This is a genomic window from Bifidobacterium sp. FKU (assembly GCF_026016385.1).
GTDB classification, from domain to species: Bacteria; Actinomycetota; Actinomycetes; order Actinomycetales; family Bifidobacteriaceae; genus Bifidobacterium; species Bifidobacterium infantis.
On the sequence record NZ_CP092888.1, the window covers coordinates 1,118,511 to 1,138,695 of the forward strand.

Sequence of the window (20,185 nt, forward strand, 5' to 3'; positions counted from 1 at the left end):
AGGAAATAAGGAGCAACCGTATGGGTAAGTATCTTCTGCGACGCATTCTGCAGATGATCCCCGTGGTTCTCGGTACGACACTTCTGGTCTATGCCCTTGTCTTCGCCCTGCCGGGCGACCCCGTCAAGGCCATGTTCGGAGACAAGCCCGTCAATGAGGCCGTCGCAGCCCAGATCCGCGCAGAATACCATCTCGACCAGCCGTTCATCGTTCAGTACTTCATCTACCTGAAGAATGCACTGACCCTGAACTTCGGCGATACCTTCGCCGGGCAGCCTGTTCTCGACGAAATCGCCCGCGCCTTCCCGGTCACCATCCGGCTCGGCCTGATGGCGTTCGTGTTCGAGGCGATCTTCGGCGTGGTCTTCGGCATCATCTCGGGCCTCAAGAAGGGCAAGTGGTACGACACCGTCATCCTGATCGTCTCCCTGCTGCTTATTTCCGTGCCGACCTTCGTCACCGGCTTCGTCATGCAGTATGTCTTTGGTATTCAGTGGACGATATTGCCGGTGACGGCAGGCGCAGACCCGGGCTTCATCGACCTGCTCATGCCGGCCATGGTGCTCGGATCGGTGTCGATGGCCTACATCATTCGATTGACTCGCTCCGAAATCTCCTCCAACATCGCCGAGGATTACGTGCGCACCGCCCGCGCCAAAGGCATGTCGAACGGTCAGGTCATGCTGCGCCACGTACTGCGCAACTCCCTGATTCCGGTCGTCACCTACCTTGGTCAGGACATCGGCGCCCTGATGGGTGGTGCCATGATCACCGAGCAGATCTTCAACATCCACGGCATCGGCTTCCTCACCTACCAGTCCATTCTGAAGGGCGAGGCTAACCTGGTGGTGTCCATCGTCACGTTGCTCATGCTGATCTTCGTGGTGTGCAACCTCGTCGTCGACCTGCTGTACGCGGCCCTCGATCCGCGTATCCGTTACGCGTGAGCCGGGAGGAGTGAGCGATAATGGCAAACGAAACCACTGAGAACGAACTCAACGAGACCGGCGAACCGGGAACCGAATACTTCATGGAAACCCTGCCTGGTCAAGACCGCTACGTGGCTCCAATCGAGGAGACCCCGCTGCAGGACGTCGATTCCGTCGACGAATCTGCTCCGGCCACCAGCATGTGGGCCGACGCATGGCGAACCCTGCGCCGCAACCCGCTGTTCATCATCTCCGGGCTGCTGATCCTCTTCATCATCGTGGTGGCCATCGCACCGGGCCTGTTCACCAAGCAAGACCCGAACGCTTGCGATCTGGGCAACTCCCTGAGCCCCTCCACCGCCGGCCATCCCTTCGGCTTCGACCTGCAAGGCTGCGATGTGTACACCCGCGTGGTCTACGGCACCCGTACCTCGCTGTCCGTCGGCGTGCTCTCCACGCTGCTGGTCGTGATCGTCGGTACCCTGATCGGCGCCGTCGCCGGCTTCTTCGGCGGCTGGATTGACGCAGTGCTGAGCCGTATCACCGACATCTTCTTCGCGCTGCCTATGCTGCTCGGCGCCATCGTGGTGCTTCAGATGTTCAAGACCTCCAAGTCCATCTGGAAGATCGTGCTGGTGCTGACGCTCTTCGGCTGGGTCGGCGTATGCCGTATCGCCCGAAGCGCCGTGCTGGAATCGAAGAACCTCGAATTCAACACCGCTTCCACGGCCCTCGGCTCCACGCCTGCCAGAAACCTGTTCCGTCACATCCTGCCGAACTCCCTGGCCCCGATCATCGTCATCGCCACCACCTCGCTGGCCTCCTACATCGTGGCCGAAGCCACGCTGAGCTTCCTCGGCGTGGGCCTGCCCACCACCACGGTGAGCTGGGGGGGTGACATCTCCAGCGCGCAGACCAACCTGCAGACCGATCCGATGGTGCTGTTCTATCCGTCCGCCGCACTGGCCATCACCGTGCTTGCGTTCATCATGATGGGCGACGCCGTCAAGGACGCCCTCGACCCGAAGAGCCGAACGGCCTGAGCAAGGGGAGTGGAGAAAGACAATGACTGACAATACCAACGCCACGATGCTAGCCATGCAGAAAGAGCATGGTCCGCTGCTGGAAGTCCGGAACCTGGCCATCGACTTCACCACCGACACCGGCAAGCCGGTGCACGCGGTGCGAGACGCCAACTTCACCGTCTATCCTGGCCAGTGGGTGGCCATCGTGGGCGAGTCCGGTTCCGGCAAATCCACCTCCGCCATGGCTGTGCTGGGTCTGCTGCCCGGCACCGGTCACGTGGTCAACGGCTCCATCAAGCTCGACGGCGAGGAAATCGCCGGCGCCAAGCAGAGCGAGTTCGACAAGCTGCGCGGCACCAAGATGGGTCTCGTGCCTCAGGACCCGATGAGCAACCTCAACCCGGTGTGGCGTATCGGCTCCCAGGTCAAGGAAGCACTGAAGGCCAACAACATGGACGTGGCCCACGAGAAGCGCTCCGCCCTCGCCAAGGCTCTGGCCGGCGACGAGGTCGAAGTCAAGGGCAACGACGACGAGACCTTCCTCGGCGCCAAGGAACTGCCCGAACTCATGGCCGAGGCCAAGAAGGCCCTGAGCGAGGCCGGCGTGACCGGCGCGGCCTTCGACAAGGCCGTCGCCCGCTTCGCCGACGAATGGGTTCCGGGCTCCGAAACCCGCTGGCGCGTGGCCGACGACCTCATCAAGGCCGGCGTGGCCGATGATCAGGCTTGGTATCTGGCTAAGAAGTACGTCACTGGCTCCACAATGGATGACCGTATCGCGGGTCTGCTGTCCGAGGCCGGTCTGCCCGACGCCGCTACCCGTGCCCGTCAGTTCCCGCACGAGTTCTCCGGTGGTATGCGCCAGCGTGCGCTCATCGCCATCGGTCTGGCCTGCCGCCCTGACCTGCTGATCGCCGACGAGCCGACCTCCGCCCTGGACGTGACCGTGCAGAAGCGCATCCTCGACCACCTGCACATGCTCACCGACTCGTTGGGCACCGCCGTGCTGTTCATCACCCACGATCTGGGCCTTGCTGCCGAGCGCGCCCAGCACATTGTCGTGATGTACAAGGGACAGGTCGTCGAATCCGGACCCTCCCTGGAAGTGCTCCAGCACCCGCAGCACCCGTACACCAAGCGACTCGTGGCCGCCGCCCCGTCGCTGGCCTCCCAGCGCATCATCTCCGACAAGGAGCGCGGCGAGAATGCGGACGCCCTGCTCGATCACCACATCGCCGGCGAAAGCACGCTTGAGAAGAGCGAGCACATCATCACCGTCGACCACCTGACCAAGGAATTCAAGCTGCCCCGCAAGAAGGAGATGTTCAAGGCCGTCGACGACGTGTCCTTCTCCGTCAAGCGCGGCACCACCCTGGCCATCGTGGGCGAATCCGGTTCCGGCAAGTCCACCGTGGCGAACATGGTGCTTCACCTCCTGAAGCCCACTTCCGGCAAGGTGTTCTACGAAGGCCGCGACACCTCCACGTTCAAGGCCAAGGATCTGCTCGGTTTCCGCCGCCACGTGCAGCCGGTGTTCCAGAACCCCTACGGTTCGCTCGACCCGATGTACTCCATCTTCCGTTCCATCGAGGAGCCGCTGCGCATCCACAAGATCGGCGATTCCAAGTGGCGAGCCAACCGTGTCAAGGAACTGCTGGACATGGTCGAGATGCCGGCTTCCGTGATGGGCCGTTACCCGAACGAGCTTTCCGGCGGCCAGCGTCAGCGTATCGCCATCGCACGAGCCATGGCTCTGGATCCGGACGTCATCGTGTGCGATGAGGCCGTCTCCGCTCTGGACGTGCTGGTGCAGGATCAGGTGCTGCGCCTGCTCAACGACCTACAGGCCGAAAAGGGCCTGAGCTACCTGTTCATCACCCACGATCTGGCCGTAGTCCGCCAGATTGCCGACGAGGTTGTGGTGATGCAGCACGGCAAGCTCGTGGAACATGCCACCACCGATGAGGTCTTCGAGCATCCGCGCCAGCAGTACACCCGCGATCTGCTCGACGCCATCCCCGGCGGCAAGCTCCAACTCGGTCTGGACTGATAATCTGCGTTTGAGCGCATTGTATTGGGTTCTTTCCATCCGTGGAAAGAACCCAATATTCGTATGCGCAGGTTTGCATGATGGTTCGCGTGGGACGAAAACGCAAAAATTGGTGTTTTCCCGATGTTGTCCCACAATTTGTGGGACAACATCAACATCAATCGATAGACATGAGTGTTGTCCCACAGCAGATTTCTCACGAAGCCCGGAATTACGCCATTCTTAGTGTGGTTGATAATTACTCATGCTGTGGGGCGTGGGACGACCCGCGAAAATCGTCGATTTTCGGATGTTGTCCCACGGAATATGTCATACCTCGTATGTGATCGTGAGTGGGGCGTGATCGGACCAGCGTTTGTCATACGTGGGAGCCTTGTCGATGACGAATCCGCGTGCGGTCTCCGCCAACTCGGGCGTGGCGAACTGGTAGTCGATTCTCCAGCCGACATTGTTGTCGAAAGCGCGCCCTCGCTGGCTCCACCAGGTGTATGGCCCCTGAATGTCGCCGGCCAACGAACGCATCACATCCACGAACTCGTATTCGTCCAGCCATTTGTCCACGTAGGCACGTTCTTCGGGCAGAAATCCGGCGTGCTTCTCATTGGCCTTGGCGTTCTTGATATCAAGCGGCGTGTGCGCGATGTTGAAATCGCCGCAGAGCACGGCCTGTTTGCCGCCATGCGCAGCCTCGTCCCGCAACGCGCCCATGCGCTTCAGCATCGTGTCCAGAAAACGATACTTCTGTTCCATTTTGGTCGGATCGTTAGTGTTGCCGGCATGCACATATACGGATGCCACGGTGATCGCGTAGCCCTCAGGCGTTTTGACATCGGTTTCGATCCAACGCCCTGAATCCACATCCTCGCTCAGACCTGGCAGACCATATCGCTTGTCAAGCACTTCCAAGTCGGTGAGCAGTCCGACTCCCGCGCGGCCTTTCACCCGGCAGACCTCGTTCATGGCATGGAGGTTGGCCGGTGCCTCGATCTTGCCGGCGGTGGCGTATTCGAAACCAAATTCATCGAAAATAGAATCGACATCGTCTTGAGGCGCGCGAACCTCCTGTATGCACCAGACATCCGGCGCATGCTTGCCGGCCCAATCCTCGATGCCCTTGCGTTTGGCCGCACGAATGCCGTTGACGTTAGACGTGGTAATGGTGATGGTCATGCGGCCATACTATTTTGGCCTCCCTACGAATCGAACCGGACACCGGCGGCCGCGATGCTCAGCTTTCTCTAAGCCTGAGTGCTAGTGTTAACAAGGTTGCAACCGTTATACGAAACGAGGAATCATGGGACTGTTCGGATTCGGCAAGAAGAAGAGCAAGAAGGAAGCCGAGCCGGCCGTTGAGCCTGTCGATGAAGACAAGGTGGCCGCCGAAGCCGCAAACGCCGCAGCAAAGGCGGAAAGCGCTGAAACCGTATTGGCGGAGCCATCCAGCGAATACCAGGGCCGCGGAGAAGAGCGAGGCCCGTGGGACGTCAACGATGAGGACGTGCCCGATTATGACGATTATCTGGATCTCGGCGCCTACTACCTGCCTTTCCTCCAGGGCATCCAGCTGCGTATCAAGGCCAACCGCGCCACCCAGCAAGTGCTTGGCTCCACCATCACCTTCGGCTCCTCCAGCCTGGAGATCGAAGCCTTTGCCGCACCCAAGACCCTGGGACTGTGGGACGACGTCCGCGGTGACCTGCTTGAAGCCAACAAGGCCGCTTCTGAAGTGGACGGTGTGTTCGGCACCGAACTGAAGCTGCCGGTCAATGTCAAGGGCGGCAAGACCGTGAACACGCGCATCGTTGGTGTGGACGGCCCGCGCTGGATGCTGCGTGGCATCTTCTCCGGCAAGGCTGCTATCGATCCGGGCAGCCCGGAGACCGAGGCGCTGAACAAGTTCTTCGCCGGCATCGTCGTCGAGCGTGGCGAGGAGCCTTTGGCGCCGCGCGATCTGATCCCGATGCATCCGCCGGTCGCCCCCGCCGAGCGCAAGGCCGCGGCCGAAGCCGGCGAGCAGAACGGCAAGGAACACTTCAAGGACATTCCGGACAACAAGCCGAAGGGTCCGCTGAGCCAGGACCAGCAGACCGAAGTGAAGACCACGCTGTCTCGCGGCCCGATGTTCTCCGAAGTTCGCTGATCTATAGGAAGAGACTTGGCAAACAACAAACGCACCGGTTTGTCCGCGCTGGCCGACGCCGGCAATGACGGCGGAGACTTCTCCGTCATTGATGCCATCGGCGGCCCTCGCGGCGTCATCGAATCCATGCTGCCCGGCGTGGTGTTCGTCGTACTGTTCGTGGCCACGAACAATCTGAATCTCACCATTGCGGTTTCGGCCGTGCTGGCAGTATCGCAGGTTATTGTGCGACTGATTCAGCGCCAGTCGGTAATGGGCGCGGTCTCTGGTCTGGTGGCGGTAGGCATCTGCCTGATTTGGGCATGGCAGACTCATGAGGCCCGCAATTACTACATCTTCGGATTCATTACCAATGCCGGCTATGCCGCGTTGCTTGCCGTGTCGCTGATTGCGCGCGTGCCCGGACTGGGTTTGGTCGTCGAATTCATTCGTAGCCTGCCCACCGAGCATTTCAAGGCATGGTTCCATGACTGGATGGACGACAAGGCCCTGAAACGCGCCTATATGATTGTCACCGGCCTTTGGGTCGGTCTGTTCCTGCTGCGGCTGGTGGTGCAGGTGCCGCTGTATCTGACCAACCATGTGGCTGCGCTCGGTGTGGCCCGCCTGCTCATGGGCATTCCGTTCTGGGCATTGGCGATTTGGGTGAGTTACCTCATTATTGCCACGCCGATGCACCGGCATAAGGTCGCGGCTAAGAAGACACAGACTGAAGTCGCTGTTGATGCCGAACTCGAACCGAGCGCAATCGGAAAGGACGATGATGCAAGCTGAAGTTCGTATCGAACGATACGCCGACCAAGGCCGCTGCGTGGCCCATATCGACGGTCGTGTGGTGTTCGTCCGCTTCGCCTTGCCCGACGAACTCGTGCGAGTCGAGCTTGACGAGCCCCACGACCGGGATGACCGGTTCTGGACCGGCGAAGTCGTCGAGGTTCTCGAGCCGTCTGAAGACCGAGTCACCCCGGCATGGCCACTTGCCGGTCCCTTGGCGATGGGCGGGGGAGTGGGCGGCGCGGATCTCGTGCACGTCTCTTTGCCCGGCCAGCTCAAGTGGAAGGCCATCACCGTCTCCGAACAGATGAGCCGACTCGGCCATATCGACGTGGCCGTTCCCATCGAGCGCATGCCCGGCGACAAGGAAGCCGTCGGCCTCAATTGGCGTACCCGCATCGAAATGATTGCCGACGACAACGGCATGCCATCCATGCGCCGGCGCGGCACACACAACCGCGTGGCCATCGACACCATGCCGCTTGCCACGCGCACGCTGCTGGACGTCGCCAAGCGCGAACAAGTGTGGGAGGGCGGCTTTGAACCCGGCTCCCAGATTCGTCTTTCCGTGCCCGAACCGCGCGGCGAGATCGTCGATACCGCGGCAGCAGACGACAATTACGCCGTACTTGTGGACGGCGAACTGCGCGCCGGCTCCCAGCTGCTCACCGAACAGGTGACCATCAACGGCACGACCTTCGACTATCAGGTTGACGCCAACGGTTTCTGGCAAGTGCATCGCCAAGCGCCGATCGCCCTCGGTACGCACGTGATCAACCTGGTCAACGGGCAGCTGCAGTCAGCGGCGGACGCCGTAATCTGGGATCTGTATTCCGGTTCCGGCCTGTTCACCCTGCCGCTGGCCACAATGACCGGTGAACGCACCCGCATGCTCAGCGTTGAAGGCGCGCGTGTGGCCGTCAAGAACGCTCAGCGCAACCTGCGCGCCATGAACCTGAACGACGTGGACGCCCGCGCGGGTGACGTCTCGCGCACGCTGGACCATGTGCCGGCGCATCTGGCCAAACCGAATGTCGTAGTGCTTGATCCGCCGCGTGCCGGTGCTCGTGCCAAGGTCTGCCGCCAGATTGCCGCGGCCGGCGCATCCAGCGTGGTCTACATCGCCTGTGATCCCACCAGCCTCGCACGCGACACCGCGATACTCATCGGCGAAGGCTACGAACTCAAAGACATCCGTGCCTTTGACATCTACCCGATGACCCACCACGTCGAGACGGTATGCCTTTTTGTCCAAACTTCATGAAGCGAAGCATCATATAAATGTGAGACTGGATATGGATGAGTTAGATATTACCTCTGCTGAAAGTAAAGCAACCTATGAGGAAATCAAGTCATATGTGGCAGAGCATAATGAGGGGATGAAAGTATCTAACCTTTATATTGCGCAGATTAAGGATAAGTATGGAATTATAGAGCGTGAGAATTATAATAAACCTAAGTCAGATGACACAAGACAGCCTAAGTATCCGAAGGAGAATGCAATCGTAGAGGCACTGAGATATTTTAGAATGATTTAATTCAGTTGGAGCAAAAGTAGAAGTGCTTGAGCCGGAAGAAGTGCGGGACATTATTTGCAGGAATGCAGAGGAAATAATAAAAATCTATGGAGGATTAGGAAAATGAGATTAGACGGTTTTGGATTGTTTGTTGATGATATGGCAAAGATGATTCGTTTTTACAGGGATGTTCTCGGATTTGAAATTAAGGAAGAAGAGAATACTTCCAATGTTTATCTTGTGAAAGACGGAACACTTTTTTTACTGTATGGACGGAATGATTTTGAGAAAATGACAAACCGGCAATATGAGTATATCAAGGGTCTGAATGGTCATTCTGAAATGGCACTATATGTTGATACTTTTGAAGAGGTGGATGAGGCATATAAAAAGGCTGTGGAAAACGGTGCGACATCTGTGCTTGAACCGGAACTTGAACCTTGGGGACAGAGAACCTGCTTTATAGCTGATCCGGAAGGAAATCTGATAGAGATTGGTTCCTGGAATAAGCCTTATGAAGAGAAGGATTTAGAGGAGGTGTAACGGTGACCCTGTTCGTCCGATGAGATGGTGATCACATGACACGACGGATTCTCGGATTGATGGCCTGCATGGCGGCCGTGTTGTCTTTGGGTGCCTGCGCGCCGGCGGGCAGCGCGGTCGGCGACACCCAGGACGCCCTGCCGCAAGTCGCCCATGATGCCGTACATGCCGCTGATGCGACCGTGGGATTCGTGGGATCGGGCGACGCCGCCGCGGACAGGTCCGTCATCGACGCGTTGTGCGACGACCGGCTCAAGGTCTCCTACGCGGCGGCATCGGATTCGCCCGACGCCGCCGCGGAAGGGGCCGCCGCCCGGCGAGGCGTTGCCGATTTCGTGGCCAGGGCGGTCAGGGTCGTGGTCATCAGCGGCATCGACGTCACCGACGCCAACCGGGGGAGCTGGACCGAAACACTGACCGACGCGCGCAACGCGGGTGTTCCGGTCGTCTTGCTCAATCCCGTACACGCGCCCGACGACGAGCTGCTGTACGCCGCCACCCTGCGCTCCGCCGACGCCGCTGACGATGGCGGCACGCGCATGCACGTCACCGACGCCGTGCTGGCCGTCGTGCGGGACGAACCCCACGGGCGAACCATCGACATCGTTGTTCCCTGAACGCGTAAGACGATTCGCAAGACGCGCTAAAGTGGAGGGCATGAATGCAACAGCAGTCGCGCGGATGCCCGAAGTCGACGAGACCGGCCTGAGCGCCGAACAGGTGGCGCAACGAATCGAAAGCGGCCAGTCGAACGCGGTGAAAACCTCCACGTCCCGCTCGGTGCGGGACATCGTACGGGCCAACGTATTCACGCTGTTCAACGGCATCATCTTCGCCGCGATGGTACTGGTGCTGATCACCGGTTCATGGAGGGACGCGGTGTTCGGTTTCGTCATCATCATCAACACGGGCATCGGCATCGTCACCGAACTCAGGGCCAAGCGCACGTTGGATAAGCTTTCCATCCTTGTGGCCTCCGAATTCCTCGTGCGTCGTGATGGCAAGGATGTCGAGGTATCTCATAACGAAATCGTGCTTGACGACTTGTTATGGATTCGTGCCGGCGAACAGGTGCCGGCCGACGGGCAGATCATCCAGACCTGGGGACTGGAACTCGACGAATCCATGCTCACCGGCGAATCTCGTACCGTGCGCCACAAGGTGGGGGAGCAGGTGTATTCCGGTGCCACCGCGGTCTCCGGCATGGCATTGGTCAAGGTCAATGCGGTCGGCAGCCATTCCTACGCCGCCACGCTCACCGCGCAGGCCAAGGTATACAAGAAAACCGTGTCCGACCTGAACAAGGGCATCAACACGATTCTGAAATTCATGACCTTCCTCGTGGTGCCGCTGTGCATTCTGCTGATTCTTTCGCAGATTCATACGGTCGGAGGATGGCACGCGGCGCTCTCCACCGGTGAATGGCGGCAGGCCGTGGTGTCCGCCGTCGCCGGTGTGGTGGGCATGATCCCGGAAGGTCTGGTGCTGCTGACTTCGCTGAACTTCGCGGTGGCCGCCATGCGCCTCGCCCGCCACGACACTCTGGTGCAGGAGCTTGAATCCGTGGAGACACTGGCTCGCGTGGACGCGCTGAACCTCGACAAGACGGGCACGATCACCGATGGCGGCATCGCCTTCAACCGGCTCGTGATGCTCGATTCCGCCAATGCGACTGCGGAACAGACAGCCACGCAGGCCCTCTACGACTGCTGCAACGAAGAGCAGCCCAACGGCACCGGCCAAGCCGTACTCGCCGGGCTCAAGGCCCAAGGATATGGGGCAGGCACGGTTGAGTCTCGTGTCCCGTTCTCTTCGGCGCGCAAATGGAGTGCGGTGCGTAAATCCGGCGAGACCTGGTACATGGGAGCGCCGGAGGTGATTATTTCTGCGCTTGAGGGTGACTATTCGTCGGTGTTGCAGCAGGTTAACGAGTATGCCAATGACGGCAACCGTGTGTTGCTGGTTGCGCGGTCTACAGCTCCCCTCAGTCCGCTTCGCGGACAGCTCCCCTCGGAGAGGGGAGCCGAGAAGAGCGAGCTGGTTCCCCTCTCCGAGGGGAGCTGTCGCCAGAAGCGACTGAGGGACGCAGTTGAGGGAGCCAATGTCTCGGACGGCCCGCAACTGGATGTGCAGGCTGAGCCGGTGGCGTTGGTGTTGTGCTCTGAGAAGATTCGCGAGGACGCCGCGCGGACGCTGGCCTGGTTCCGTGAGCAGGGTGTGCGCTGTCGTGTGATTTCCGGTGACAATCCAGTGACCGTGGGTGCCATCGCCCGCAGAGTGAAACTGACAGGCGACCATGAGCCTGTGGCGATGGACGCGCGCGAACTGCCCGAGGACGTGAACGAACTGGCCCGCGTGCTCGAAAACGTCGATGTGCTCGGCCGCGTGCTGCCTGACCAGAAGAAGGCCATCGTGCAGGCGTTGCACACGCAGAACCACGTGGTGGCCATGACCGGCGACGGCGTCAACGACGCGCTCGCCATCAAGGAGGCGGACCTCGGCATCGCCATGGGCAACGCGGCGCCCGCCACCAAGGCCGTGGCCCAGGTGGTGCTGGTGGATTCGAAGTTTTCGCACCTGCCGGACGTCGTGGCGCGGGGCCGTCAGGTCATGGCCAATATGGAGCGCGTGGCCAGCCTGTTCCTCGTCAAAACCGTGTACTCCGCGCTGATCTCGCTCGGCGTAGTGCTGACGCAAATCCCATACCCATACCTGCCGCGCCATATCACCTATATCGGCGCTCTCACCATCGGCATGCCCGCGTTCATCCTGGCGCTCGCGCCGAACACGCGCCGCTATATTCCGGGGTTCCTCAAGCGTGTGGTCGCGTTCGCGTTGCCGGGAGGCATCGCCACCGCGCTGTCGGTGCTGCTGGCCGCTTGGGTGCTGCCGCCGGTCATGGGCTGGAACGTGACCGGCGATGCCGCGGACCTGTCCGCCCTGCGCGCCACCAGCGCCATCATCCTGTTCGCGATGGGCGTGTTCGTGCTGGCCCGTGTGGCCAGACCACTCAACGGTTGGCGTGGCGTGCTGGTGGCGGTGTTCGCGGCGGCGGGCGTGATCGGCGCGTTCGTCCCGTTCGTGGCGAACTTCTTCGCCCTGATTCTGCCGACCGGCGCCACGATGGTGGCCACGCTGATCGCGTTGGCCGGTTCCGCGCTGATCTTCGCGCTGTGCCTGTGGCTGGCGCCGCTCGTGCGCGGACTGACGGGCAAGCTCTCGCGTCAGCATTGAGACGGCGGCGCGATTGTCTCATACTTCAAGCCGACACGCCAGAGCCTCGGTAACGTGCCCGTACCATGTGTAGCGGATAATCAGCGGCATCATAAGCCGATTCATGATTTCGGAGGAAGCATGTCCTTACGCGACGACCAGCTGGCTACCCTCAAGGCAGCCGGCAAGGACTTCGATTACTACAACATCGCCAATCTCGACGGCATCGATCAGCTGCCGTACTCGCTGAAGGTACTGGTCGAGAATCTGGTGCGCAACATCGACGGTGCCAACATCACCGACGAGCACGTCAAGACCCTGCTCGACTGGGATCCGAACGCCGAACCCAGCCACGAAATCCAGTTCACGCCGTCCCGCGTGATCATGCAGGACTTCACCGGCGTGCCCTGCATCGTGGACCTCGCCACCATGCGCGACGCGGTCAAGGACCTCGGCGGCGACCCGGAGGTCATCAACCCGCAGGTCCAGTCCGACATGGTCATTGACCATTCCGTGCAGATCGACAAGTACGGCATCGCCGACGCGGTCCAGCAAAACATGGACATCGAATACCAGCGCAACGGTGAACGCTACCAGTTCCTGCGCTGGGGTCAGCAGGCATTCAAGAACTTCCGCGTGGTGCCGCCGGGAACCGGCATTATCCACCAGGTCAACATCGAATACTTGGCCAAGGTGGTCATGAGCAAGGCCGAGGCCAACGGCAACACGCTCGCCTACCTCGACTCCTGCGTGGGCACCGACTCGCACACCACCACCGAAAACGGTCTGGGCGTGCTCGGCTGGGGCGTCGGCGGCATTGAAGCCGAGGCCGCCATGCTCGGCCAGCCGATCTCCATGCTCGTGCCGCGCGTGGTCGGCTTCAAGCTCACCGGCTCCATCCCGGAGGGCGTTACCGCCACCGATGTGGTCCTGACCATCACCGACATGCTCCGCAAGCACGGCGTGGTCGGCAAGTTCGTGGAATTCTACGGCGAAGGCATCGCCTCCGTGCCGCTGGCCAACCGCGCCACCATCGGCAACATGGGCCCCGAGTTCGGCTCCACCTGCGGCATCTTCCCGATTGACAATGTCACGCTCGACTACCTGCGCCTGACCGGCCGCTCCGAAGAGCAGGTCGCGTTGGTCGAAGCCTACGCCAAGGCCAACAAGCTGTGGGGCGACGCTTCCGACCCGGATTACGTGGAACCGCAGTACTCCGAATACGAGGAACTCGACCTCGGTACCGTGGTGCCGTCCATCGCTGGCCCGAAGCGCCCGCAGGACCGCATTCTGCTGTCCGAAGCCAAGAGCATGTTCGAGAAGACCGCCCCCGCCTACGAGACCGAGAAGACCGTCAAGGATCCGGTGGCCGTGTCCACCGACTTCCGTGGCGATTTCGACATCGAAAACGGCGACGTGGCCATCGCCTCGATCACCTCATGCACCAACACCTCCAACCCGTCCGTGATGATCGCCGCCGGCCTGATCGCCCGCAACGCACATGCCAAGGACCTTAAGCCCAAGCCCTGGGTCAAGACCTCGCTGGCTCCCGGCTCGCAGGTCGTGGCCGACTACCTGAAGGCCGCGGGGCTGCAGGACGACCTCGATGCACTCGGCTACCAGCTCGTCGGCTTCGGCTGCGCCACCTGCATCGGCAACTCCGGCCCGCTGCTGCCCGAGATTTCCGAGGCGATCAACGCCAACGACCTGACCGTCACCGCCGTGCTTTCCGGCAACCGCAACTTCGAAGGCCGCATCAGCCCGGACGTCAAGATGAACTACCTGGCCTCCCCGCCGCTGGTCATCGCCTACGCGCTCGCCGGCACGATGGACTTCGACTTCGAGACCCAGCCGCTCGGCACCGACGCGGACGGCAACGACGTGTACTTGAAGGACATCTGGCCCACCAATGCCGAGGTCGCCGCCGTGGTCGACGGCAGCGTGAGCCGCGAGATGTTCCTCAAGGACTACGCCTCCGTGTTCGACGGCGACCACCGCTGGAAGGGCCTCGACGTGCCGGAAGGCGAGCTGTTCGCGTGGAACGACAAGTCCACCTATGTGCGCAAGCAGACCTTCTTCGACGGCATGAAGGCCACGCCGGACCCGGTCGCCGATATCCACGGTGCCCGTGTGCTGGCCCTCCTGGGCGACTCGGTCACCACCGACCACATCTCCCCGGCAGGCGCGTTCAAGGCCTCCAGCCCGGCCGGCAAGTACCTGACCGAGCGCGGCGTGGAGCCGAAGAACTTCAATTCTTACGGTTCTCGCCGAGGCAACCACGAGATCATGGTGCGCGGCACGTTCGGCAACATCCGTCTGCGCAACCAGCTGCTCGCCTCCGTGGGCGAGGAGGTGACGCCTGGCGGCTTCACCTACGACTTCCTCGCCAAGAAGCCGACCACGATCTTCGAAGCCTCCCGCGACTACATCGACAACAAGGTGCCGCTCGTGGTGCTCGCCGGCAAGGAATACGGCACCGGCTCCTCGCGCGACTGGGCCGCCAAGGGCACGGTGATGCTCGGCGTCAAGGCCGTGATCACCGAAAGCTTCGAGCGCATCCACCGCTCCAACCTGATCGGCATGGGCGTGCTGCCGCTGCAGTTCCCGGCAGGCGAATCCTATGAGTCCCTGGGCCTCAACGGCACCGAGACCTACGATATCGCCGGCGTCGAGAAGCTCAACGAGGGCGTGACCCCCAAGACGGTCCACGTCACCGCCACCCACGAGGACGGCTCCAAGACCGAGTTCGACGCGGTGGTCCGCATCGACACGCCCGGTGAGGCCGACTACTACCGTAACGGCGGCATCCTCCAGTACGTGCTGCGCAACCTCATGAAGTAACCACCTTCTTGGCTCCCCTCTCTTGAGGGGAGCTGTCAGCGAAGCTGACTGAGGGGAGCAAGGCCGGTATCCGCCAACGGATACCGGCCTTTTCCATGCATGCCAAAATGCTATACTGTATAGCATCTTCGAAATGGAGGTTGCCATGACCATGGTCCAAATGAACGTTCGCATTGATGCGAAACTGAAGAACGAGGTCGAAGAAGTCCTCAAGGGCAAAGGCGTATCGGTGAGTGACGTAATCCGGTCGCTGTGGTTATACATCGCCGACCGCAAGGAAGTGCCGGCATTGGAAACGACCGCCGAAGAGCAAGCCCGCGAGGAGGAAAAGCAGCGCAAGCTGAAACTGATTCGAGAAGGTGCCGGATACGTGCACAAGGAACTGGTCAAGGCCGGACTGATCTCAGAAGACACCGACCTCATGGAAGGCCTTACCTACAAGCAGTTCCGCGACAAAATGTACGACGAGCAGCTTGATACGTATTACAACATGAAGAGGGCCGATTGATGACCGACGTTTCCATGCAGCGTATTTTGCTCGATACCAATGTACTGTTGGACTATTTGCTCCATCGCGATGATCACGCCAAGATGGCGGAAGCGGTTATGGAACTTGGCGCGAAGAACAACGTTACGTTGTTGTGCGCGTCATTGTCGCTGAAGGATATCGCATACCTATCATCATCGGCGATTCGTAGGGAATGCAAACCGAATGAATCGGAAGTGGAGAATTTCACTCGCGGCTTTCTGTCGTCACGGGTGCCATGGCGTTGTATCGAGCAGGTGAAGGAGATGTGTGACATCGTCGCTGTCGATGAGTCGACATGTGATAAGGCTTTTTCCCTGCAAAAACGGCATCGGGATTTTGAAGATGATCTGATCATCGTTGCCGCGCAACAATCCGGTGCCAACTGTGTGGTCACATCGGATGCCGAATTAATCAGTCATTTTCCCGAATATTGCAGAACACCGGCTGAAATCGTGGCGGCACTGGAATAAATGAGCGGGTGGCTCCCCTCACGGAGGGGAGCCACCAATGATGTGCCGGCTTACTGTAGACTACTGCGCCTGTAAGCGGAACTGCTTCCAGATGTCGCTGAGCTTCTGACCGTTGCGCGTGCGCTTCCACACGTCCAGACCGCCGCCGCGACGTCCTCCGGCGGCGGCACGGGCCGCGGCGGTCGGAGTCGGATATTCGGAGCCGTCATCCAGACGGAGACGACCGTTTTCGGTGATCGTGGCAAACCAGCGCTCGCCCTTGCGCGGCCGCTCCCACACCAGACGCTCGCCCGGCACTAGCAGACCAGCGTCGATCACCTGCCGGATCGTGACGCGCCGCGAACTATGAGACGGCCGTGGAGAGGTCTTCGACAACTCATCGACATTCTGCTTGGTCAGATCACGGGCGTCCTTGTCATACCGGATGCCCCAGTATTCCACGATGAGTCGGACCGACTCTTCCTGCCGCGCCTCCAGCAGGGCAGGTGTGCAGTCAGCGAAATCCTTCAACTGATTGGTCAGCGGGAAACGACGTGAATCCGCGCGCAACAGCATGCGGTCGCGACGTGCCGGATATTCACTCAACCTGTCCAACTGATCCTCAGGGCCCTGCACCAGCGCCATATTGCCGAGTCGGTACATCCAGAAATCATGTTGATCCTGCGGCCAGTCCGCAAACGATTTCGACCGTTCGATATCCAACGGCATAATCGGCAGCGCACTGAACCGGCGTGGTCGATCCAACTGCATCCGGCCTTCTGCTCGTTGGCGCGAATCAGCAGCAGACGGACCAAATCGCCGTCACCCTGCATCTCGCCATGCAAACGGACCAATGCGCCTTCACGGTCGCCGTCCGAGACATGCAACCCGTTCACGCGCTGGACCAAATAGCCCTTGTCAAGATCACGGATGGCGGCGTTCGCATAACCGCGCCGCTCCAACGCTCCAGCGCGATTCAGCGTGCGGATGCCGGTCACCTGTTCCAATGCGGTCAGAATTTCCAGCAGCCGACGCTCGTCATGGGCGCCCAACGATTCCAACGTGGCCGTGGTTCTGGCGATACGCGAGGCACGAACCACAAACGGCGACAAATCGGCGTCGCCCAGCCCGCGATACGAATTGACCAACGCCCACATGGCCACGGGCTTCCACTCGTGGCTGCGGTAATCGTCCAATCCCTCAAGCCGGCTACGCACCTCGGCGGGCAGTACGGTATCGCTGGGGCGCGCGATGATCTGCCACGCCATCGCGTAGGGTGCCAGCACCTGGTTGATGAACGTGGGCACCGTGCCTTTGTCGATGTACGGTTGCAGCACGTCGGCCAGGAAATCCTCGATGAGCTTGTCGGTGGCCGGCTTGTGCGTGAGCACGAGATGCAGATAGGCGAAGAATTCCTCACAGTCATGCGGATCGTCGCCAAGCGGGTCAATGATGTCATCCCAACGGGCTGCGTACACGTCAAGTTCGGCGGTCGACAGGCTGGCCGTGGCGCGCGCCTTGAACACGTCGGACGGGGTGAGCGGCAGGCCGCGCATGTTCATCACGTCGAAGATGCGATGCGCGCCGTCGAGATCGTCGGTGGTCACGATGACGAGCGTCACCTCGTTGACCAGATACTGCGCGAATTGCTGGCGTTCGGATGCCGACCAATTGGAGATCTCGTCGTACGTCTTGCGGATGTTGGCGACGATGTTGCGTTGCGCAGCGGTCGCCAGATCGTCGTCGTTCATGTCGAACACGGATTCGAGGTTGTCCTCCTGCACGTGTTCGCGGAAGAACGCCGCGTCGCGCTCGCGCAACGTGAGGCGAGGCTCGGTGACGATGCCGCGCAGCTTGTCGCCGGGCTCCACCAGCAGCGCGTCGAGTTGGCACATGAGGTCCGGGTCTCGCTCCAGATCGCGCAACACGGCGATGATGATCGACAGGGATACCAGCCGCTGCTGCCCGTCGATCACGTCATAACGGTTGTCGCCCTCGCGTACCAGAATCAGCGAGCCGAGGAAGTACGGGGTACCGGGTGACTTGCAGGCGTCGTCCAAGTCGCTTACCAGTTGCAGGATGTTCTCGGCCTTCCATATGTAGGCCCGCTGGAATGAGGGGATTGTGAACCGGAAATCCGGGGTGAACACTTTCCCGAGTGGTAGTTCCTTCGCGCTGATTGCCATGTCAATCCCTTCGTCGCCGGCCTCTGGACGGTATGCCGACGTGCCGACTGTGCTCAAGCCTACCAGTGTTCGCCCGACGGCGGGCACATCACGCCGGCTCGGGCACCGACCCCTCATACAAGTAGAACGAAGACGGGTTTTCTCCCGGCCCGGATGCGGGCAGTGACTGCTCGCACACCTGCGTCAGGCCGCGATGTACATAGAATCCGACATCGCACGTGGTATCCGTGAATAGGAAGTACTGACGTATGCCGGCTGCGCGGAATGCGCTCATCATCGTCTCGAACATACGCCGGCCCAGACCGTGACCGCGCGCCGCCGGATCAAGTACGAACAGCACCACTTCAGCCGAATACTCATGGCCAATGTTCGCCGCCTGCTTACGCAGTTGCCTATCGACATGAAGAGTCCCGAGAATCTCGCTCGCAGCTGCCATGCCGTTGTGGGCAAACGCCAGTTGCAATAGCTTGCGCAACGAATGACGCCGGTGCATGTTCAGCGGGCTGCGATGGTCGAGCTCGTCGATACGCCCCACAATCAATGCGACGGGTTTATCTTCCAGCTCCGCGACAAAGGCCGTGGTCACACGTGCCAGACAGTTCTCCCAATCGGCCTCGGCTGCCAGCAAGCCGGTCCGCTCATCATATTCGGCGTACCAAGTGCGACGCACCAGGTCGATCAGCGCCGGATAATCGTCTTTACGTAACGTTCGAATAATCGCTTCACTCATGTTCTCCATTATGACTGATATGGCTCGATAACCGGACGTGTTACAGTCGCGCCGGCAAATCGGCCCGCTCCACCAGCCTCGCCATCTGTACGCGGCCCATATTGAGCTTGTCCGCCGCGGAGGAGAGATGCGCCTTGGCCGTATGCTCCGAGATAAACATACGGGAGGCGATTTCGGCGTTGGGCTATGTGCTGCAAGACAATTCGCCGATTACGGTGCATGCCACGCGCATGGTGGAAACGCCCGTTACGCTTTGAGATGAGCAGAACGAGCCGATCGATCCTATTCATGGAATGTTCAGCTTTGTTCCTCTAAGATTGGTACTGGAACAAACGCTAAAGGAGCGATTATGACATTCGGTCAGCAGCCCCAGAACAACGGGCAATACAACCCGCAATACAACACGCCTGATTACAACGCCGCCCAACAGTCTGGATATGGACAGCAATACGCACAGTCCGGTTACGGCCAGAACTACTATGCCCAGCCGCAGGGCGCCCCCACCTACCAGTACGCGCCGCAGGATGCGGCCGGTGCCGGCGCGGGTGCCGCCACCATCAACACGACGATGACCTACAACTACGAGGAGGCCCGCCGCGTCTCCGTAACCAAGGTGTACGGCGAGATGACCATCGGCATCCTCGTCACCGCCGTGGTCGCCGTGCTCGGCCAGATCACCGGAGCCTACTACAGCTTCCTCATGGCCACCGGCATGGTGGGCCTCATCGGCCTGTGCGTGGTGCAGATTGCCCTGGCCGTGGTGCTCGGCATGCGCGTCACCAAGATGAAGTCGGCCACTGCGCGCGTCATGTTCTATGTGTACGCCGCATTGATGGGCTTCACCTTGAGCTCGATCTTCATGGTCTACGACCTCGGCTCGATCGGCGTGGCACTCGGTGTCACCGCCGCGTTCTTCTTCGCGCTGACCATGTTCGGCATGACTACTAAGTTCGACATGCTCAAGGCCGGCCCGATCCTGATGATCGGCCTGATCGTGCTCATCATCTCGCAGATCGTGCTCGCCTTCGTGCAGGTCGACGGCATGACCAAGATCGTCTGCGCCATCGGCCTGATCCTGTTCGCCGGCATGGCCATCTACGACGCGCAGTCCACGCGCGCGCTGCTGACCGAGTACGAGGCCCAGGGCCCGGAAATGGTCAAGAAGATCTCCATCCTGTGTGCCCTGAACCTGTACCTCGACTTCGTGAACATGTTCCTGTACATCCTGCAGCTGCTCGGCAACAGGGACTAGCCTCGCC

Annotated in this window: 16 protein-coding genes and 2 pseudogenes; 14 read left to right on the forward strand and 4 right to left on the reverse strand. The window is 60.6% G+C overall.

What is annotated here, in order from left to right; genetic code table 11:
* The first annotated feature begins 20 nt into the window (after positions 1-20).
* From MMB48_RS04905 to MMB48_RS04915, 3 genes are read left to right on the forward strand one after another with little or no spacing between them, the layout of a single operon-like run.
* A complete protein-coding gene (locus MMB48_RS04905; protein ID WP_012577289.1) occupies positions 21-947 on the forward strand; it encodes an ABC transporter permease in 927 nt (308 codons plus the stop codon).
* Between the two features lie 20 nt (positions 948-967).
* Entirely contained in the window at positions 968-1,972 is a 1,005-nt protein-coding gene (locus MMB48_RS04910; protein WP_032745226.1) for an ABC transporter permease, read from the forward strand.
* A 22-nt stretch (positions 1,973-1,994) separates the two neighbouring features.
* Positions 1,995-4,004 (forward strand): dipeptide ABC transporter ATP-binding protein, encoded by a 2,010-nt coding sequence (locus tag MMB48_RS04915; protein WP_032745224.1) that lies wholly within the window; start codon positions 1,995-1,997, stop codon positions 4,002-4,004.
* 309 nt (positions 4,005-4,313) lie between these two features.
* On the opposite strand, the gene MMB48_RS04920 is transcribed toward MMB48_RS04915, so the two are convergent.
* Positions 4,314-5,174, reverse strand: coding sequence for an exodeoxyribonuclease III (locus MMB48_RS04920; RefSeq protein WP_032745222.1), 861 nt, complete (start codon positions 5,172-5,174; stop codon positions 4,314-4,316).
* 124 nt (positions 5,175-5,298) lie between these two features.
* On the opposite strand from MMB48_RS04920, the gene MMB48_RS04925 reads away from it, so the two are divergent.
* From MMB48_RS04925 to MMB48_RS04970, 10 genes are all read left to right on the forward strand, one after another.
* A complete protein-coding gene (locus MMB48_RS04925; RefSeq protein ID WP_008783115.1) occupies positions 5,299-6,144 on the forward strand; it encodes a DUF3710 domain-containing protein in 846 nt (281 codons plus the stop codon).
* 15 nt (positions 6,145-6,159) lie between these two features.
* Positions 6,160-6,918, forward strand: a complete 759-nt coding sequence (locus tag MMB48_RS04930; RefSeq protein ID WP_032745220.1) for a DUF3159 domain-containing protein — start codon at positions 6,160-6,162, stop codon at positions 6,916-6,918.
* Entirely contained in the window at positions 6,908-8,182 is a 1,275-nt protein-coding gene (locus MMB48_RS04935; RefSeq protein WP_032745218.1) for a class I SAM-dependent RNA methyltransferase, read from the forward strand. The genes MMB48_RS04930 and MMB48_RS04935 overlap by 11 nt, the downstream gene beginning before the upstream one ends.
* 31 nt (positions 8,183-8,213) lie before the next feature.
* Positions 8,214-8,456 (forward strand): hypothetical protein, encoded by a 243-nt coding sequence (locus MMB48_RS04940; protein WP_032745216.1) that lies wholly within the window; start codon positions 8,214-8,216, stop codon positions 8,454-8,456.
* 102 nt (positions 8,457-8,558) lie between these two features.
* Complete coding sequence (locus tag MMB48_RS04945) at positions 8,559-8,978, forward strand: VOC family protein (RefSeq protein WP_032745214.1); 420 nt, start codon at positions 8,559-8,561, stop codon at positions 8,976-8,978.
* Positions 8,979-9,013: 35 nt separating this feature from the next.
* Complete coding sequence (locus tag MMB48_RS04950; RefSeq protein ID WP_032745213.1) at positions 9,014-9,595, forward strand: hypothetical protein; 582 nt, start codon at positions 9,014-9,016, stop codon at positions 9,593-9,595.
* Between the two features lie 40 nt (positions 9,596-9,635).
* Positions 9,636-12,212: an HAD-IC family P-type ATPase gene (locus MMB48_RS04955; protein WP_032745212.1), complete on the forward strand. Its 2,577-nt coding sequence runs from the start codon at positions 9,636-9,638 to the stop codon at positions 12,210-12,212.
* 120 nt (positions 12,213-12,332) lie between these two features.
* The gene (gene acnA, locus MMB48_RS04960; RefSeq protein WP_032745210.1) at positions 12,333-15,032 is read left to right on the forward strand and encodes an aconitate hydratase AcnA; all 2,700 of its coding nucleotides are present in this window, start codon (positions 12,333-12,335) and stop codon (positions 15,030-15,032) included.
* A 145-nt stretch (positions 15,033-15,177) separates the two neighbouring features.
* Positions 15,178-15,540, forward strand: coding sequence for a type II toxin-antitoxin system RelB/DinJ family antitoxin (locus tag MMB48_RS04965; RefSeq protein WP_011068030.1), 363 nt, complete (start codon positions 15,178-15,180; stop codon positions 15,538-15,540).
* Entirely contained in the window at positions 15,540-16,031 is a 492-nt protein-coding gene (locus tag MMB48_RS04970; protein WP_032745209.1) for a PIN domain-containing protein, read from the forward strand. The genes MMB48_RS04965 and MMB48_RS04970 overlap by 1 nt, the downstream gene beginning before the upstream one ends.
* 60 nt (positions 16,032-16,091) lie before the next feature.
* Here the strand turns inward: MMB48_RS04970 and MMB48_RS04975 are convergent.
* The 3 genes and pseudogenes from MMB48_RS04975 to MMB48_RS04985 form a co-directional block, all read right to left on the reverse strand.
* Positions 16,092-18,196: pseudogene (locus tag MMB48_RS04975) on the reverse strand (DUF262 domain-containing protein).
* Positions 18,197-18,284: 88 nt separating this feature from the next.
* On the reverse strand, positions 18,285-18,926 hold the full coding sequence (locus MMB48_RS04980) for a GNAT family N-acetyltransferase (protein WP_032745208.1): 642 nt from the start codon (positions 18,924-18,926) through the stop codon (positions 18,285-18,287).
* Between the two features lie 40 nt (positions 18,927-18,966).
* Positions 18,967-19,107 (reverse strand): annotated as a pseudogene (locus MMB48_RS04985) (LuxR C-terminal-related transcriptional regulator); the annotation flags it as partial.
* A 168-nt stretch (positions 19,108-19,275) separates the two neighbouring features.
* Here MMB48_RS04985 and MMB48_RS04990 point away from each other — a divergent pair.
* On the forward strand, positions 19,276-20,178 hold the full coding sequence (locus MMB48_RS04990; protein WP_032745207.1) for a Bax inhibitor-1/YccA family protein: 903 nt from the start codon (positions 19,276-19,278) through the stop codon (positions 20,176-20,178).
* The last annotated feature ends 7 nt before the right edge of the window (positions 20,179-20,185 follow it).

Bases quoted from the DNA above. Each gene is read 5' to 3' on its own strand.
- MMB48_RS04905 (WP_012577289.1), top strand. From the start codon at position 21: ATGGGTAAGTATCTTCTGCGACGCATTCTGCAGATGATCCCCGTGGTT.
- MMB48_RS04910 (WP_032745226.1), top strand. From the start codon at position 968: ATGGCAAACGAAACCACTGAGAACGAACTCAACGAGACCGGCGAACCG.
- MMB48_RS04915 (WP_032745224.1), top strand. From the start codon at position 1,995: ATGACTGACAATACCAACGCCACGATGCTAGCCATGCAGAAAGAGCAT.
- MMB48_RS04920 (WP_032745222.1), bottom strand. From the start codon at position 5,174: ATGACCATCACCATTACCACGTCTAACGTCAACGGCATTCGTGCGGCC.
- MMB48_RS04925 (WP_008783115.1), top strand. From the start codon at position 5,299: ATGGGACTGTTCGGATTCGGCAAGAAGAAGAGCAAGAAGGAAGCCGAG.
- MMB48_RS04935 (WP_032745218.1), top strand. From the start codon at position 6,908: ATGCAAGCTGAAGTTCGTATCGAACGATACGCCGACCAAGGCCGCTGC.
- MMB48_RS04940 (WP_032745216.1), top strand. From the start codon at position 8,214: ATGGATGAGTTAGATATTACCTCTGCTGAAAGTAAAGCAACCTATGAG.
- MMB48_RS04945 (WP_032745214.1), top strand. From the start codon at position 8,559: ATGAGATTAGACGGTTTTGGATTGTTTGTTGATGATATGGCAAAGATG.
- MMB48_RS04950 (WP_032745213.1), top strand. From the start codon at position 9,014: ATGACACGACGGATTCTCGGATTGATGGCCTGCATGGCGGCCGTGTTG.
- MMB48_RS04955 (WP_032745212.1), top strand. From the start codon at position 9,636: ATGAATGCAACAGCAGTCGCGCGGATGCCCGAAGTCGACGAGACCGGC.
- acnA (WP_032745210.1), top strand. From the start codon at position 12,333: ATGTCCTTACGCGACGACCAGCTGGCTACCCTCAAGGCAGCCGGCAAG.
- MMB48_RS04965 (WP_011068030.1), top strand. From the start codon at position 15,178: ATGACCATGGTCCAAATGAACGTTCGCATTGATGCGAAACTGAAGAAC.
- MMB48_RS04970 (WP_032745209.1), top strand. From the start codon at position 15,540: ATGACCGACGTTTCCATGCAGCGTATTTTGCTCGATACCAATGTACTG.
- MMB48_RS04980 (WP_032745208.1), bottom strand. From the start codon at position 18,926: ATGAGTGAAGCGATTATTCGAACGTTACGTAAAGACGATTATCCGGCG.
- MMB48_RS04990 (WP_032745207.1), top strand. From the start codon at position 19,276: ATGACATTCGGTCAGCAGCCCCAGAACAACGGGCAATACAACCCGCAA.